Annotated in this window: 15 protein-coding genes; 11 read left to right on the forward strand and 4 right to left on the reverse strand. The window is 55.2% G+C overall.

Going from position 1 to position 14,819, the window contains the following annotated elements; translation table 11 throughout:
• Positions 1-2: 2 nt before the first annotated feature.
• Positions 3-914 (reverse strand): chemotaxis protein CheV, encoded by a 912-nt coding sequence (locus BN4575_RS03795; protein WP_042022043.1) that lies wholly within the window; start codon positions 912-914, stop codon positions 3-5.
• A 145-nt stretch (positions 915-1,059) separates the two neighbouring features.
• Between BN4575_RS03795 and flgA the strand changes: the two genes are divergently transcribed.
• From flgA to BN4575_RS03810, 3 genes are all read left to right on the forward strand, one after another.
• Complete coding sequence (gene flgA / locus BN4575_RS03800) at positions 1,060-1,743, forward strand: flagellar basal body P-ring formation chaperone FlgA (protein WP_082186813.1); 684 nt, start codon at positions 1,060-1,062, stop codon at positions 1,741-1,743.
• An 89-nt stretch (positions 1,744-1,832) separates the two neighbouring features.
• Positions 1,833-2,153 carry a flagellar biosynthesis anti-sigma factor FlgM gene (gene flgM, locus BN4575_RS03805; protein ID WP_068977204.1) on the forward strand — a complete coding sequence of 107 codons (321 nt, stop codon included), beginning with the start codon at positions 1,833-1,835 and terminating at the stop codon, positions 2,151-2,153.
• The gene (locus BN4575_RS03810) at positions 2,150-2,566 is read left to right on the forward strand and encodes a flagella synthesis protein FlgN (protein WP_068977205.1); all 417 of its coding nucleotides are present in this window, start codon (positions 2,150-2,152) and stop codon (positions 2,564-2,566) included. The genes flgM and BN4575_RS03810 overlap by 4 nt, the downstream gene beginning before the upstream one ends.
• Before the next feature lie 37 nt (positions 2,567-2,603).
• Here the strand turns inward: BN4575_RS03810 and yfcE are convergent, their stop codons facing one another.
• Both yfcE and BN4575_RS03820 read right to left on the reverse strand, forming a co-directional pair.
• Positions 2,604-3,146 (reverse strand): phosphodiesterase, encoded by a 543-nt coding sequence (gene yfcE, locus BN4575_RS03815; RefSeq protein WP_068977206.1) that lies wholly within the window; start codon positions 3,144-3,146, stop codon positions 2,604-2,606.
• A gap of 10 nt (positions 3,147-3,156) precedes the next feature.
• A complete protein-coding gene (locus BN4575_RS03820; protein WP_068977207.1) occupies positions 3,157-4,794 on the reverse strand; it encodes a peptide ABC transporter substrate-binding protein in 1,638 nt (545 codons plus the stop codon).
• Positions 4,795-4,950: 156 nt separating this feature from the next.
• Between BN4575_RS03820 and BN4575_RS03825 the strand changes: the two genes are divergently transcribed.
• Positions 4,951-5,850, forward strand: coding sequence for a DMT family transporter (locus tag BN4575_RS03825; protein ID WP_068977208.1), 900 nt, complete (start codon positions 4,951-4,953; stop codon positions 5,848-5,850).
• Positions 5,851-5,871: 21 nt separating this feature from the next.
• Here BN4575_RS03825 and rsuA read toward each other — a convergent pair whose 3' ends face one another.
• On the reverse strand, positions 5,872-6,564 hold the full coding sequence (gene rsuA, locus BN4575_RS03830; protein ID WP_068977209.1) for a 16S rRNA pseudouridine(516) synthase RsuA: 693 nt from the start codon (positions 6,562-6,564) through the stop codon (positions 5,872-5,874).
• A gap of 167 nt (positions 6,565-6,731) precedes the next feature.
• Between rsuA and BN4575_RS03835 the strand changes: the two genes are divergently transcribed.
• From BN4575_RS03835 to BN4575_RS03865, 7 genes are all read left to right on the forward strand, one after another.
• Positions 6,732-7,931, forward strand: coding sequence for an HD-GYP domain-containing protein (locus BN4575_RS03835; RefSeq protein WP_068977210.1), 1,200 nt, complete (start codon positions 6,732-6,734; stop codon positions 7,929-7,931).
• A gap of 436 nt (positions 7,932-8,367) precedes the next feature.
• Positions 8,368-9,114, forward strand: coding sequence for a flagellar basal-body rod protein FlgF (gene flgF / locus BN4575_RS03840; protein WP_042022025.1), 747 nt, complete (start codon positions 8,368-8,370; stop codon positions 9,112-9,114).
• A gap of 15 nt (positions 9,115-9,129) precedes the next feature.
• Positions 9,130-9,918 (forward strand): flagellar basal-body rod protein FlgG, encoded by a 789-nt coding sequence (gene flgG, locus BN4575_RS03845; RefSeq protein ID WP_068977211.1) that lies wholly within the window; start codon positions 9,130-9,132, stop codon positions 9,916-9,918.
• A gap of 14 nt (positions 9,919-9,932) precedes the next feature.
• Positions 9,933-10,604: a flagellar basal body L-ring protein FlgH gene (flgH, locus tag BN4575_RS03850; protein ID WP_068977212.1), complete on the forward strand. Its 672-nt coding sequence runs from the start codon at positions 9,933-9,935 to the stop codon at positions 10,602-10,604.
• An 8-nt stretch (positions 10,605-10,612) separates the two neighbouring features.
• Entirely contained in the window at positions 10,613-11,710 is a 1,098-nt protein-coding gene (locus BN4575_RS03855; protein ID WP_042022020.1) for a flagellar basal body P-ring protein FlgI, read from the forward strand.
• Between the two features lie 43 nt (positions 11,711-11,753).
• The gene (gene flgJ, locus BN4575_RS03860) at positions 11,754-12,815 is read left to right on the forward strand and encodes a flagellar assembly peptidoglycan hydrolase FlgJ (protein WP_068977286.1); all 1,062 of its coding nucleotides are present in this window, start codon (positions 11,754-11,756) and stop codon (positions 12,813-12,815) included.
• A gap of 3 nt (positions 12,816-12,818) precedes the next feature.
• A complete protein-coding gene (locus BN4575_RS03865; RefSeq protein WP_068977213.1) occupies positions 12,819-14,816 on the forward strand; it encodes a FlgK family flagellar hook-associated protein in 1,998 nt (665 codons plus the stop codon).
• The last annotated feature ends 3 nt before the right edge of the window (positions 14,817-14,819 follow it).

The following is a 14,819-nucleotide window of genomic DNA, read 5'->3' on the forward strand; positions in this document are numbered from 1 at the left end:
TATTAGAGTGCGTTTTGTACGGCTTTGGCCAACTCATCCGGTTGAAACTTGGCGATGAAGTTGTTCGCACCGACTTTCTGCACCATTGCCTGGTTAAATACCCCACTGAGGGATGTATGCAGAATAACATGCAAATCCTTGAGATTTGGATTATTCCGGATCTCGGCAGTAAAGGTATAGCCATCCATTTCCGGCATTTCGATATCTGAAATCACCAGCGCAATCTGATCCTTGATAGGGCCATTCTTGGCCATTTCCAGCAGCATGTTTAACGCTTCCCGACCATCTTTTGCCAGCACACACTCAACCCCAATCGCTGCAAGTGCACGTTGCACCTGTTTACGTGCGACAGACGAGTCATCTGCAACCAGCACAGGGCGCCCCAAAGTTGGATGATCGGAACTGGCTTCCACCAACTCTTGGCTTACTTCAGTAGATACCGGAGAAATTTCGTTGAGGATCCGCTCAACATCCAGGATCTCTACCAGCTCACCATCGACCTCCGTGACTGCGGTCATGTAGTTGATACGGCCAGCCCCTTTAGGAGGCGGCAAGATGGATTCCCAATTCATATTGATGATGCGCTCGACCGAGTGCACCAGAAAACCCTGAACAGATCGGTTGTACTCGGAGATAATGATGAAGCACTTGCTCAAATCTTCAATCGGGCGCTTACCCACCGCCATGCTGAGGTCGATGACAGAAATAGTCTGGCCACGAATATGGGCAACCCCGCGAATGCAGGAGTTCAACTTGGGCATCACAGTCAAATGCGGACATTGCAACACCTCACGTACTTTAAATACGTTAATGCCAAATCTTTGACGTCCATTGAGACGAAATAACAATAACTCCAGCCGGTTTTGCCCCACTAGCTGGGTACGTTGGTTGACCGAGTCCAGGATACTGGCCATAAACACTCCCTAAAAGACGCTTGGCATTAATCATGCATGCGTAATGGATTGCATCAGACTATCGATGTGACCACAAACAGATTCTGAAGCAATCATAGTTAAATATGGTGATATGCGTGAACAACTTATCGACCAACGAGCGAAAATGATTAACCGTCTTTTACTCATCAGCCTCTTTTTAGGTAGCATCTCTTCCAGCTATGCCTCGGACGTCACCACCTATCTGCAAGAAAAAGCGCAAGAGTTCGTTTATGGCCAGCTAGAAGTGCCCTTGGATGCCAGGGCTGATGTCACCTCGGCAACGCTGGATGAACGGCTCCCACTGACCCGCTGCGAAGACCGATTAACCATCAGCTTACCCGCTAAAATGGAAATTCGTCGAAATACAACTGTTTACCTTAAGTGTGAAGAAGACAAACCTTGGGATGTCTATTTGCCTGTACGGGTTAGCATTCAAAAACCCTATGTCACCGTCGCCAACCCTATTGCCAAAGGGGATCTGCTGACCGAGCCGCAACTTATACTTGCCTATCAGGATCAAACCCTGATCCGTGGCGACTATCTGACCGACCCCACCCCACTCATAGGGGTACGTAGCAAACGTGAAATCAAACCGGGGCAGCCCATCCGTTTGAGCCAGGTGTGTGTGGTATGCAAAGGGGATCAGGTCACCCTGACAGCAGAAAACAACAACTTCCAGATCAAAACCATGGCCCGAGCCTTGCAAGATGGCAGCTTCGGAGAGATCATCAAACTCGTCAATATTCGATCCGGCAAAACCGTTGAGGGTAAAGTAAGTGGTGTTGGTGCTGTATCGATCACTTTCTAATACCAGATGTTCGATAATTTTTCTAAAGTTCTGACCTGCTGCACCGATAAACAGGTAAGCAAACCTTAAAGCAGACGAAGGTAACTAAAATGGCCATCAACAATATCAACAACTTGGCGAACAATCGGTTGCAAAATACCGGTAACAGCCAGGGGACAGGCAGCAAGTCAGTCACCTCATCGCCCGAAAACAAAGCGGCTACTGTCAAGCTGGACTCAGTCTCCTTGACCAGTGAGGCGCAACAATTGCAAAAGATGCAACAGACCCTCAATACCGCGTCTACCGGTAATGAAAGCAAGGTCGAACAACTGAAAAAAGCCGTCGCGAGTGGCGAATATCAGGTCAATAGCGATGCAGTAGCCAAGAAGATGTTCAGTTTCGAAGCTAATCTGGACAAAGTTCTTAGATGATGGACTTACCTTCGTTACTGCACACCCAAGATGATTACCTCACCCAGATGCAAGGTATTCTGGAAGAGGAGTTCCGCTTGCTCGAGCAGCATCAGGCACTGGCCCTGCCTGCACTGACCGAGCGCAAACAGCAGTTGCTTGCTGCGATAGAAGCCCTGGACAAGACGCTGGCAGAGATGCCGGAACTGGCACTACAGCTGGCAGCCTATCCCGATGAGATGGTGCAGCTGCGTGAAAAACTGGATGCATGCCAAGCACAAAATGATATCAACGGTCGGCTGCTTGAATTGAGCATCGTCTCCAACCGTCGTCTGGCAACCTTTCTGAGTCAGCTGCGCGATCGCAACAGCCTGACCTATGACGCCAAAGGCAACACTCGCTCTGGCACCCGCTCCTACGGTATCAAGGCCTGACATCTCTTATCAGGCCTTGCATTTTTCTGTCCGTTTTTTATAGCGCCAATCGCAGCAACTCTCGTCCATCCTCACACGCATTCACTCGAAGCACCCCGGCCTCATAGCTACCGTAACTGGCAGGCAATTCGCCGCGCGGAAAACAGATTGAACCCGGATTAATCAATACTCGCTCACCCTGCCATTCCAATACCGGTACATGGGTATGGCCGCTCAGGAACAGACTACCCGGCGGCAGTTGTACCTCGTCAGGATGATAGAGATGGCCGTGGCTGACAAACCAGCGCCGTTCATCGACCAGCAGCTGGTTGTAGGGGGCGGTGATGGGGAAACGCAATAACATCTGATCCACTTCAGAATCACAGTTGCCACGCACGGCGATGATCTGCGAGGCCAACTCATTGAGCCGATCGGCCACGGCTGGCGGGTTATACCCTTCAGGCAGAGGGTTACGCGGCCCATGATTGAGCAGATCACCGAGCAGCAGGTAGTGATCGGGCTGCCATGGCTCAAGCAGGGTCAGTACCCGCTCCAGCGCAATGATGCTGCCGTGGATGTCGGAAATAATGGCAAGTTTCATGAAATGCTCCTCACTGCTGGCTGAAATAGAGATCCTTGGTGGCAATCGTCCCTCTCAAACTCTCGCTAGGCAGCCCACGCAGTGTGGGATCGACCAGCCTCATCTGATTGTAATGATACACGGGAAGGATCGGCGCCTCCTCAAGCAGCAACTGCTCGGCATGTCGATAGAGTTCGACTCGGCTCGCGCTGTCCAACGTGTTGGCAGCCTGCTCCAGCAACAGATCAAAATCGGCATTGCAATAGCCACTCTCGTTGCGCAGATCCTGGCAACGGAAACTCCCCAGCATGGCTGACGGCTCCACGTAATCGCCAAACAGGAAGCTTCTGGCTACCTGGAAGTCACCACTATCCTTGGCCATCTGATAACCCCCCCACTCCAGATGGTTGAGGGTGACCTGCACCCCCAGCTTCTGCCACATGGCCGCGATAGCCTGCGCCATCTTCTTGTGGGTCTCCGCGGTATTGTAGGTAATGCTCAGTTTTAGCGGATTCGCACTGTTATACCCGGCCGCTGACAGTAGTGCCGCCGCTTTGGCCTGCCGGGTCGGCATATCCTCCAGGGCCACGGGCAAGACCACCCGCGGATAACCCGGCATCTCCGGCAACAGCGACCATGCCGCCAGCTCATCCTGCCCGCTCACCGATCCAATGAGCAGCTGCCGATCAATCGCCATGGAGAGCGCCTGACGCACCCGCACATCCTGCAGTTCGGGGCGCTTAAGATTGAAGGCGTAGAGATAGGTACCAAACAGCGGCAAACCCCAAAGCCGCTCCGGGGATTCGCGCTTCATCTTCTGGTAATAGCCGAGCGATACCTTGTTGGTCAGCTGGATTTCTCCGGCCTCATAGCGCAGCCGTTCCGCATGCTGCGAGGCGATTGGCAGATAGGTGACCCGGGCAATCCGGGTATGGAGATCGTCCCAGTATTGGATATTACGCTCAGCTTCAAGCCGCTCATGAGGTATCCATTGTACTAACCGGTAAGCACCATTGCTCACCAGTTTGCCTGGCGCCGTCCACTGCTTGCCAAACTTGGCTATCGCCTTCTGGCTAACCGGCACGAAGGGGCGCTGGCTGATAAGCTGCAGGAAATAGGGGGAGGGTCGTTCCAGGGTGATTTTCAGGATCTGATCGCTTTGCGCTTCAATGCCCAGGTTGTCGAGTTCCAGTGCCCCCGCATAAATGGATTGGCCGTTGTTGATGCCAGTCGCCAGCAACAGCTCAGCGGAAGGGGAACCCATTGCCGGTTCGAGCAGACGGCGCCAGGCATAGACAAAATCAGCGGCAACCAAGGGGTCGCCATTGGACCACTTCAGCTGGGGACGCAGGAAGAATCGCCACTCCAGTCCATCCTCACTCACCTCCCAGCGCTGCGCCTGCGCCGGAACGATATGCCCTTGCCCATCGTCGCTGACCAGCCCTTCAAACAGATCGACCAGTACCGCCTCCCCCGGGAAACCGGATCGCACCAGCGCAGGATCCAGCGACTCCGGCTCACCGCCATTACCCTTGACCAGGGTTTGCCGATCGGCAAGCAGAGGCTGCTGCTCGACTGTAGTGGCATGGGCCAAGGGCCCTGCCAGCACGGCAAGCAATAGCGGGGAGAGCCAGCGTTGCGCCAGCTTGGGAAAGAAACCATACCTCATGATAAAACCTCGAATAAAACCACTGCAGGAGGGGAAGGCCGAGGGCGCGCCTGATGAATGCCTGATGCCGCTCTTGTTATCCCCGAAAACGCCCCGTATTGTATCGGGCTTGCCCGAGAGATGGAGTCTTTCGGGCTATTTTTTTCAGGAGTTTTTATGGGGTATGAGTGGCTGGCACTGGGTTCGGCCAGTTTATGGGCAGTTGCTGCGCTAATTTCGGTCAAACCGGCCCGTCATCTGGGAGCATTTGCCTACAGCCGCTGGCGTATGTTTTTGGTCAGCCTAATGCTCGGCAGCGTGAGTCTGCTCACTGGTGGCTGGCAAACACTCACTGCCAGTGCACTGCCCTTGCTTGCCATCTCGGGGCTGATCGGCATTTTTGTTGGCGATACGGCGCTGTTTGCCTGCATGAACCGGCTGGGGCCAAGACGCAGTGCACTGCTCTTCTCCTGTCATGCGCTGTTTTCTGCCCTGCTCGGGCTCTGGCTGTTTAACGAAACACTCACTGATTGGCGACTGCTGGGGGCCATGCTGGTGTTTGCCGGCGTAATGCTGGCGATCCTGTTTGGCAGACGCAGTAGCAGCAACGAGTGGGAGCAGATCCGGGGCAATCTGGCGTTGGGGATTGGTCTTGGCCTGACGGCGGCGCTTTGTCAGAGTCTGGGGGCCATTATCGCCAAGCCGGTGATGATGAGTGGCGAGGTGGATGCGGTGAGTGCATCGGGTATCCGGATGGGCAGTGCCCTGCTGGCCCACTGCGTCCTGCGGCTGGGACGCTTGCCGCTGGCCATGCCGCTCAAACCGGTCAATCGCCAGATCCTTGCCATGATTGCCACCAACGGTTTTCTGGCGATGGGGCTGGGCATGACCCTGATCCTGATGGCCTTGCGTAAGGGCGAGGTCGGCATGGTGGCCATTCTCTCCTCCTCCACTCCCGTGCTACTGCTGCCGCTGTTGTGGTGGCACTCGGGGGAGCGGCCATCCGTTGCCGCTTGGGTTGGCGCCCTGATTGCCACACTCGGCACCGCGCTGGTACTGGGTTTCAGCGGTCACTGAAACCCGATAAGGCACGCGCAATCAGAACAGCGCGATCTCCTCAGCTGTGAGTTCGCGATAGTCACCCGGCGCCAGCGCATCATCGAGCACCAGGCTACCAATTTGCTCACGATGCAGACCCACCACCTTGTTGCCGATCGAGGCAAACATTCGCTTGACCTGATGGTACTTGCCTTCGTGGATGGTCAGTCTGGCCTCGCACTCATTGAGGATTTCAAGCTGGGCAGGACGAGTTTTGTCATCCTCATTACGCAGGAATACACCTTCGGCAAACAGCTCGATGGCATCCGGGCTCACCGGGTCGGCCAGCCAGACGTGATAAGTCTTGGCACACTCGTGGCGCGGCGATGTGATGCGGTGAGACCATTTACCATCATCGGTCACCAGTACCAGACCTGTGGTGTCAAGATCGAGTCGCCCAACCACATGCAGTTTGCCCATCGCAGGCTCATCCATCAGGAAAAACACTGTCGGGTGATCAGGGTCTTCATTTGAGCAGACGTAACCGACCGGTTTGTGCAGCATGAAATAGCGGTTGCACTGCTCTAGCCTCAAGGTGACACCGTCAAATTCGATCTGGCTCTGCTCATTGATATGAAAAGCGGGTTGCTTGACCACAATGCCATCCACCATGACCTCACCCTGACGGATCAGTTTGCCGGCCAGCGAGCGGGTCAAATCAGAACAATCGCAAAGAAATTTATCAAGCCGCATTCACAACCTCAGGTCCAACAAGTAAAGGGGCGTCATTATATCGGGCGGGGGCCACAACGCCACTGTTAAGGGGTTACCCATCATGACGATCTGGGCTTCCAATGTTACACTTATCACTAATACCTCATCTGAACGATGCTCATAATAATAAACGCCAGGAAGAATCCATGAAGTCCCAAGCATCCTATCCCGTACTCCCCGTCAACCAGCTGAAACCCGGCATGTATGTCATTGCTATCGCCAGCCAGACCGGTGGGATGGAGATCGCCCAGATGGGAATGGTGACGAATGTGGCGCAAATTGCCAATCTGGTGCGACAGGGGGTGCTGACGGTGCGCATCGATCTGGCCCGCAGCAAACTGGGCAGTGCCGAGAGCGAAGCCATTACCTCCCCCGACCTCAATGCCAATAGCGCTCAAGTGGGACGCAGGGCCAGTGCCAACAGCGAAGGGCGAGAGCTGAAGATCCGCCGTCTTTATCAGGAGGCACGCGAGCTACAGAGCAAATTCATTAGCCACCTCAAGGCAGGTGAACCCATCGACATCACCCCGCTGGCCGCAGTGGCCGAGGAGATGGTCGACACCATGTTCACCCATGGCGATGCCATGCTCTGTCTGGCCCGCATTCGCGCCAAGGATGCCTACCTGATGGAGCACTCCATGAACGTGGCTATTCTGCTCGCCAACTTCGGCCGCTATCTGGGGCTGGAGCGCAGTGTGCTCAAAGAGTTGACCCTGGGAGGCCTGCTGCACGACGTGGGCAAGATCATGACCCCGGACGAGGTACTCAACAAACCGGGAAAACTGACCGACGAGGAGTTCGCCATCATGCGCCAGCATGTGGTGCACAGTTACGAGATCCTAAGCAATACCCCGGGCATCACCCCCACCATGCTGGAGGTGGCAGCCAACCATCACGAGCGGCTCGATGGCACCGGTTACCCGCAGCGGCTCAAAGGCGATCAACTCTCTCTTTATACCCGCATGAGCGGCATCGTCGATGTCTATGATGCCATCACCGCGGATCGGGTCTACAAGGCTGGCATGCAGCCAACCCAGGCGTTTCGCATCTTGCTCAAAGGGGCAAACCAGCATTTTGATGCCGAGCTGGTGACCAAATTCATCAAGTGCATGGGGGTCTATCCGGTAGGAACGTTGGTGCAACTTTCCAACCAGCGGTTGGCCATCGTAATGCAGCGCAACGAGCAGCAGCCGCTCAAACCTATGGTCAAGGTGATCTATCACGCTACCCAGCGCCACTACCTCGATGTGCAGTGGCTGGACTTGGCCAAATCAGGTGTGCAAGAGAGCATCGAAAACACCGTCGACCCCAAAGAATTTGGCATCAGCCTCGCCAACTTCTTCTAGGGGCAGTCGTCCATTTCACTACCCTATCGGCCTCGTCAACGTAACTATGTGCAGCTACAGGACAACACCTGCACTCACTGCCACGATATCTCTGACCGAGTATGGACCTTACTCGATCCTCATATATTGGGGAACAAGGCCGAGTGGCGCCTTCGACATAGGCAACGCATTGTTTATTAACTGATTTCTTCTGGCGCGGCCTCTCTGGCGAGACTTGCCGTCTGATTGTGGCTGGGCCGTGAGGGTAGAAGGGTTCAGGGCGTATCACCTCTGTTGCTTGAGCTGCTTACAGGAATCAATCTGCAGGATACGCCACCCTTTTATCCTTGCGTACATCCGAAATCCCCCTGAACCCACTAATTACACTCATCCACTCATCTGTTGGCATTCTAATTGCTTTCTTCCGGTCAGAGTCATCTGTTTGACGGAGAATGCCATGGATCACCTGCTTTATATCGCCATGTCCGGGGCCAAAGAGACCATGAACAGCCTGGCTGTTCGGGGTAACAACCTCGCCAATGCCAATACCACGGGTTTCAAGTCTGACTTTGAGCAGGCCAGAAGCATGCAGGCGTTTGGCGAGGGCTTGCCGACTCGTGTGTTCGCCATGGCGGAGCGTCCTGGTCAAAATCTGCAGCATGGCATGCTGATGACCACCGGACGGGATCTCGACGTGGCAGTTGATGGCCCGGGTTGGATTGCGGTGCAAGACCCCAAAGGGGGCGAAGCCTATACCCGCATGGGGAATTTGCAGGTCAATGCGACCGGCAATTTGCAAACTTCAACCGGGTTGAACCTGGTGGATGACGGTGGCCAGCCTATCGTGCTGCCGATGCCGATGGAAAAACTCGAGATCAATCGTGACGGCACCATCAGTGGCCGCCCAGAAGGGGCCGCCGCCAACTTGCCGGAAGATTTTCAGCGGATCAAACTGGTCAATCCGGCTGCTGATGCCGTGGAGAAGGGACAGGATGGTCTGTTTCGCCGCAAGGATGGTCAAAATGAGGCCGCCTCAGCCAATGTTGGCTTGATTGCCGGCTCTCTTGAAGGGAGCAACGTCAATGTGGTGGACGAGATGACCAACCTGATCCGGTTGCAACGCCAGTTCGAAACCCAGGTCAAAATAATGAAGACGGCCGAAGAGAATGATGAAGCCCAAACCCAGCTGCTGCGTATCAGCTAATCAAGGAGTTACACCATGAATCCTGCACTCTGGATCAGCAAGACCGGGTTGGATGCACAGCAGACCAATATTTCGGTCACCTCCAACAACCTGGCGAACGCCAGCACCGTGGGCTTCAAAAAGTCGCGGGCCATCTTCGAAGATCTGCTCTATCAGAACATCAATCAGCCCGGTGGCCGCTCCTCTGCCGATACCGAACTCCCCTCCGGCTTGATGCTCGGTGCGGGAGCCAAGGTGGTAGCGACCCAGAAAAACCACAGTCAGGGCAACGTGCAAACCACCGACAACTCACTGGATCTGATGATCAGTGGCCGCGGCTACTTTGAAATTCAGCTGCCCGATGGTAGCGCTGCTTATACCCGTAACGGCCAGTTTACCCTCAATGATGAAGGCACCATTGTCACCCCTGGTAATGGTTACCCTCTGCAGCCGGAAATCCAGATCCCGGAAAACGCCCAGAGTGTCACCGTAGGTAATGATGGTCAGGTCTCGGTGCAGCTCAAAGGAGACGGTGCCTCACAGGTGGTGGGGCAGGTCAATATCTCCGACTTTGTCAACGCCAGCGGCTTGCAGCCGATGGGGGAAAACATGTTTGTCGAGACCCAATCCAGTGGCGCCGCGATTCAGGGGGTTGCCGGGGCGGATGGTCTGGGGGTGATCAAGCAGGGGATGCTGGAGACCTCCAACGTCAACGTGACCGAAGAGCTGGTGAACCTGATCCAGGCCCAGCGGGTGTACGAGATGAACTCCAAGGTTCTCTCGGCAGTGGATGGCATGATGTCCTTCCTGATCCAGCGTACCTAATTAGGAGGTGCATGATGAAAGCCGTATGGATGCTGGGATTGCTGGTGCTGGGAGGGTGTAGCAGTACCCCCAATACGCCCAGGCCGGATGATCCCGAATTCTCCCCCGTCTACGGGGAGTCGGATCCTGTCTCGGTGCGACCGACAGGGGCCATTTTTCAGCCGGATCAGGTCAATGGCATCTATTCGGATATCAAGGCGCACAAGGTAGGCGACATCATCACCATTGAACTGTCGGAATCGACCTCCGCTTCCAAAAAAGCCAATACCCAGAGTGGCAAGGACAACAAGTTCAATCTGGATCCAGTCAAGCTGGGCGGCGTGCCAGTAACCGCCAGCCCCTACGATCTCTCTGCCTCTATTGGTCAAAACAGTGCGTTCAAGGGCCAAGCCAAGGCGGATCAGAGCAACAGCCTGCAGGGTAATATTTCGGTCAGCGTGGCCAAGGTGCTGCCCAACGGCAATCTGGTAGTACGCGGCGAGAAGTGGATCATGCTCAACAATGGTAATGAGTACATCCGCATTACCGGCCTCATCCGTCCTGGCGATGTGACCTCGGATAACAGTGTCTCGTCACAGAAGGTGGCCAATGCCCGAATTTACTATGGTGGTACCGGCGATCTGGCCAATAGCCAGGAGCAAGGGTGGCTTACCAGCTTTTTCAATGGCCCCTGGTGGCCGCTCTAGGAGATGTTATGAAGTCACTCCGTCTCGTTACCCTGCTCTGCTGTCTGCTGCCCTTGGGGGCGGCAAACGCGGCCCGGATCAAGGACATCAGTTCGGTTGATGGGGTGCGCAACAACCAGTTGATTGGCTATGGTCTGGTGGTCGGTCTGCCCGGTACTGGCGAGAAGAACAACGCCTTTACCGAACAAACGTTCCGCACCATGCTCAATAACTTTGGCATCAAGGTACCGGACAACATCAAACCCAAGATCAAGGATGTGGCACCGGTGGCGATCCACGCTGACTTGCCCCCCTTCTCCAAGCCGGGCCAGACCATCGATGTGACGGTTTCGGCCATCGGGGAAGCCAAGAGCCTGCGCGGCGGAACCTTGCTGCAAAGCTTTTTGAAGGGGCTTGATGGGCGGGTATATGCCGTGGCACAAGGCAGTCTGGTGGTCGGTGGTTTGGGCGCCGAGGGGGCTGATGGTTCCAAGGTGGTCGTCAATACGCCGACAGTTGGACGTATCGCCAATGGCGCGACTGTGGAGCGGGAGGTGCCCAACTCCTTCAGTCAGGGCGACACCATTACCTTCAACCTCAATCGTCCCGATTTTACCACTGCCCGTCGCCTGGCTGATGTGGTCAATGACCTGATCGGCCCCAACATGGCGCAGGCACTGGACGCCACCTCGATCAAGGTTTACGCACCGCGCGATCCAAGTCAGCGGGTGGCGTATCTGGCCACTATCGAGAATCTGGAAGTCGATCCGGCCAATGAAGCAGCCAAGATCATCGTCAACTCCCGTACCGGTACCATAGTGATCGGTAGTCAGGTCAAGCTCAAACCCGCGGCCATCAGCCATGGTGGGCTAACGGTGACCATCGCCGAAAACCAGCAGGTCTCCCAGCCCAACCCATTGGCGGGAGGAGAGACGACCGTCACCAACAACTCGACTATCAATGTGCAACAGGAGCCGGGGCGGATGTTCAAGTTTGATACCGGTGCGACCCTGGATGATCTGGTGCGGGCGGTGAATCAGGTCGGGGTGGCCCCCGGTGATTTGATGGCGATCCTTGAGGCGTTGCAGCAGGCCGGCGCCATCGAAGGACAACTGGTCATATTGTAACAAGCGGCAAGTGATTGCCATGGGTGGCAATGAGGTAAGCAAAATGGCGGAGTTTGACACCAACAGCGGCATGAATCTCGGGATGGTGCAGGACATCAAGAACCTGGATCGTCTGCGCCAGATGAGCCAAAGCAAAGAGGGACAGGCCGAAGCACTCCAGAGTGCGTCACGTCAGTTCGAGTCAATCTTTACCCAGATGCTGTTTCAGGGCATGCGTCAGGCCAATGCGGTACTGACCCAGGACAACCCGATGAACAGCAGTTATACCCAGTTTTATGAAGGGATGCTGGATGAGCAACGGGTAGCCGACCTGTCCAGCAAGGGCGGATTGGGGTTGGCCCAGATGGTCGTCAAGCAATTCTCCCCGGAGGCGTTTACTCACCAGGATGGTCGGGTGCTCAAGATGCCGCAGCGCACCGAGCGGGTCTATAAACCCTACGAACCACCCAAGGCCGCCGCAGATGAATTGATCACTGCGTCAAAAGTTGGCAAAGATTTTGCTGAGAAAGAGATGGCTGTGCCCCATGGGCTCGCCATGCCCAGTCGGCCACATCGCAGCGTACCGCCAATGGGACACCCCACCAGCGAAGCGGGCACGGCCCCTGGCAGTGGTAGCAAAGAGTTTGATACCCCGGAAGAGTTCGTCAATCGCCTGATGCCGCTGGCCAAGAAAGCGGCCGACAAGTTGGGATTGAGCCCGGCGGTACTGGTAGCCCAAGCGGCATTAGAAAGTGGCTGGGGCAAACGAGTGATCAAGGATGGTGACGGCCAGATGACCCATAACCTCTTTGGCATCAAGGCAGATCCTCGCTGGGAAGGGCCCAAAGCAGTGGTCAGCACCCTGGAGTATGAAGAGGGCGTCGCCTCCCGCCAAAAAGCGGCATTTCGCTCCTATGAGTCATTTGAAGAGAGCTTCAACGACTATGTGGACTTTCTCACCTCCGGTTCTCGTTACAAGGGAGCCCTGACGAAGGTAGATAGCCCGGATCGCTACTTCGAGGCGTTGCAACAGGCGGGTTATGCCACTGATCCGCAGTACGCCAGTAAACTGAAACAGGTATTGCGCAGTGATGCCATTGCCCAATACAACGAGATGGAGCTGTAAGGTATGGCAAGCGACCTGCTTGGGATTGGTTCATCGGGCGTGCTTGCGCAGCAACGCCTGCTGCAGACCACCAGTAACAACATAGTGAACGTCAATAGCCAGGGCTATGTGCGTGAACGTACGCTGGTGTATACCAACACCATCGGTCTGGGGACCGGTGACATCAAGACCCAGCGGGTGATCAACGACTATATGCAGGGGGAGGTGCGCCGTGATACCTCCGCCTATCATGCCTCCCTGACTCATTACGAACAGCTGGCTAGCGTTGACAGCTTGCTGGGGGATACCAGCAACAGCGTGGGGGCGGCCATCACCTCCTATTTCAAGTCATTTCACTCGGCCAATGAATCACCCGCCGAGATCGGTGGCCGCAAGGTGGCGATGACGGAGTTGAGCGGTATGGTCAACCGCTTTCATACTCTTTCGGCGCAGCTAGACAAGCAGAGCGATACCCTCAACACCCGCATCGAAGATGAAACCAAGCAGGTCAACAGCCTGCTCACCAGCATCAATGACCTCAACCAGGCTATCCTCCGCACCCAGGGTTCACCCGAAGAGAACCTGATGCTGTTCGATCAGCGGGATGAGGCGATCCGCCTGTTGTCGGAGAAGATGGATATTCGCACTGTTGCCCAGCCCAATGGCAGCATGCTGGTCAATATGACCACTGGCCACTCACTGATCCTCGATGGCGGCGTGGCACAGTTCAAGGTGGTAGCCGGGGATCCGGACTCCCGTGATCAGGAGCTGCAGCTGACCTTGGGGGACAACAAGGCATTGATTGACCATGATACCTTCGGCGGAGCCGTGGGCGGATTGTTTAAGGCCCGTACCGATCTGGAGCCGACCAAGCGTGAACTGGGGCAACTGGCGATCGCAATGGCCGATGCGCTGAACCAGCAAAATCGCCTCGGGATGGATCTGGATAATGAAATTGGCGGTGATATCTTCACCCTGCCAACCAGCAAGGGATTACCTTACGGTGGCAATACGGGTACCGCTGCAGCTTCGGTAAGTTTTTTACCTGGCAAGGGTACTAATGTTACGCCGTTTGACTATGAAGTTAGATTTAGTGCGACAGGATATGAAGTGTTTTCCTTGGACAAAGATGGAAATGGCACTTCTTTAACGACCGGTCCTTTACCTGCCTCTTCCATTTCTATTGAGGATCATGGCATAAAAATCGACTTGACTGGTACTCCTGCTGCCGGTGACAAATTGTTGCTGCAACCGACCAAGAGTGCAGCGGCGGGCCTTGGTCAGCTGATCACACGACCGGAAGATTTGGCCTTGGCCTCTCCGCTTAAAGCGGAAAAGACCACCAATAATGGCGGCGGGGCTGATATCAAACTGGGTGGCGTATTCAATACCAGTGCGGGGTCAGGTTTTGGCACCAATAGCCTGAGCCCAACGGCTCCCCAAGTTGTCAAAATCAATAACAACGGTGACTACGAGGTCTATGACAAAGTAGGTACGCTGATCGGAGTGGCGCCTGCGGCCAGCAAGGGACAGAATTTGATGGCCGCCTTGCAACTGCCACCACCCACTGGTGGGCCTGTCTATTCAAACCCGAAACAGGCTCCCGGCTACGAGTTCAGTATCACCGGAACGGTGAATGCTGGCGATAGTTTCAAACTCAGTTACAACAACAATGGCTTTGCCGATAACAGCAATGGTCTGGCACTGGCCGAGCTGCAAAACAAGGATTTGGTGCGCAAGAGCACCAATGGTGGGACTACCAACGACAAGATGACCTTTAATCAGGCCTATTCCGGATTGGTGATGGAAGTGGGTAACAATACCAGTCAGGCAAAAACTCTGCTCAAGGCCAATGAATCCAAGCTTATCCAGAGCACCGGCATCTTTGAAAGCGTGTCAGGGGTCAATCTGGAGGAGGAGGCGGCTAATCTGATCCGCTTCCAGCAATCCTATGCGGCTTCGGCGCAAATCGTCAGCACGGCCAAAACCATTTTCGATACACTGCTCTCGTCCGTGAGGTAACGT

The organism is Aeromonas sp. EERV15, from assembly GCF_900079845.1.
GTDB classification, from domain to species: Bacteria; Pseudomonadota; Gammaproteobacteria; order Enterobacterales; family Aeromonadaceae; genus Aeromonas; species Aeromonas sobria.

Coding starts and splice junctions, on each gene's coding strand:
- BN4575_RS03795 (WP_042022043.1), bottom strand. CDS start 914: ATGGCCAGTATCCTGGACTCGGTCAACCAACGTACCCAGCTAGTGGGG.
- flgA (WP_082186813.1), top strand. CDS start 1,060: ATGATTAACCGTCTTTTACTCATCAGCCTCTTTTTAGGTAGCATCTCT.
- flgM (WP_068977204.1), top strand. CDS start 1,833: ATGGCCATCAACAATATCAACAACTTGGCGAACAATCGGTTGCAAAAT.
- BN4575_RS03810 (WP_068977205.1), top strand. CDS start 2,150: ATGATGGACTTACCTTCGTTACTGCACACCCAAGATGATTACCTCACC.
- yfcE (WP_068977206.1), bottom strand. CDS start 3,146: ATGAAACTTGCCATTATTTCCGACATCCACGGCAGCATCATTGCGCTG.
- BN4575_RS03820 (WP_068977207.1), bottom strand. CDS start 4,794: ATGAGGTATGGTTTCTTTCCCAAGCTGGCGCAACGCTGGCTCTCCCCG.
- BN4575_RS03825 (WP_068977208.1), top strand. CDS start 4,951: ATGGGGTATGAGTGGCTGGCACTGGGTTCGGCCAGTTTATGGGCAGTT.
- rsuA (WP_068977209.1), bottom strand. CDS start 6,564: ATGCGGCTTGATAAATTTCTTTGCGATTGTTCTGATTTGACCCGCTCG.
- BN4575_RS03835 (WP_068977210.1), top strand. CDS start 6,732: ATGAAGTCCCAAGCATCCTATCCCGTACTCCCCGTCAACCAGCTGAAA.
- flgF (WP_042022025.1), top strand. CDS start 8,368: ATGGATCACCTGCTTTATATCGCCATGTCCGGGGCCAAAGAGACCATG.
- flgG (WP_068977211.1), top strand. CDS start 9,130: ATGAATCCTGCACTCTGGATCAGCAAGACCGGGTTGGATGCACAGCAG.
- flgH (WP_068977212.1), top strand. CDS start 9,933: ATGAAAGCCGTATGGATGCTGGGATTGCTGGTGCTGGGAGGGTGTAGC.
- BN4575_RS03855 (WP_042022020.1), top strand. CDS start 10,613: ATGAAGTCACTCCGTCTCGTTACCCTGCTCTGCTGTCTGCTGCCCTTG.
- flgJ (WP_068977286.1), top strand. CDS start 11,754: ATGGCGGAGTTTGACACCAACAGCGGCATGAATCTCGGGATGGTGCAG.
- BN4575_RS03865 (WP_068977213.1), top strand. CDS start 12,819: ATGGCAAGCGACCTGCTTGGGATTGGTTCATCGGGCGTGCTTGCGCAG.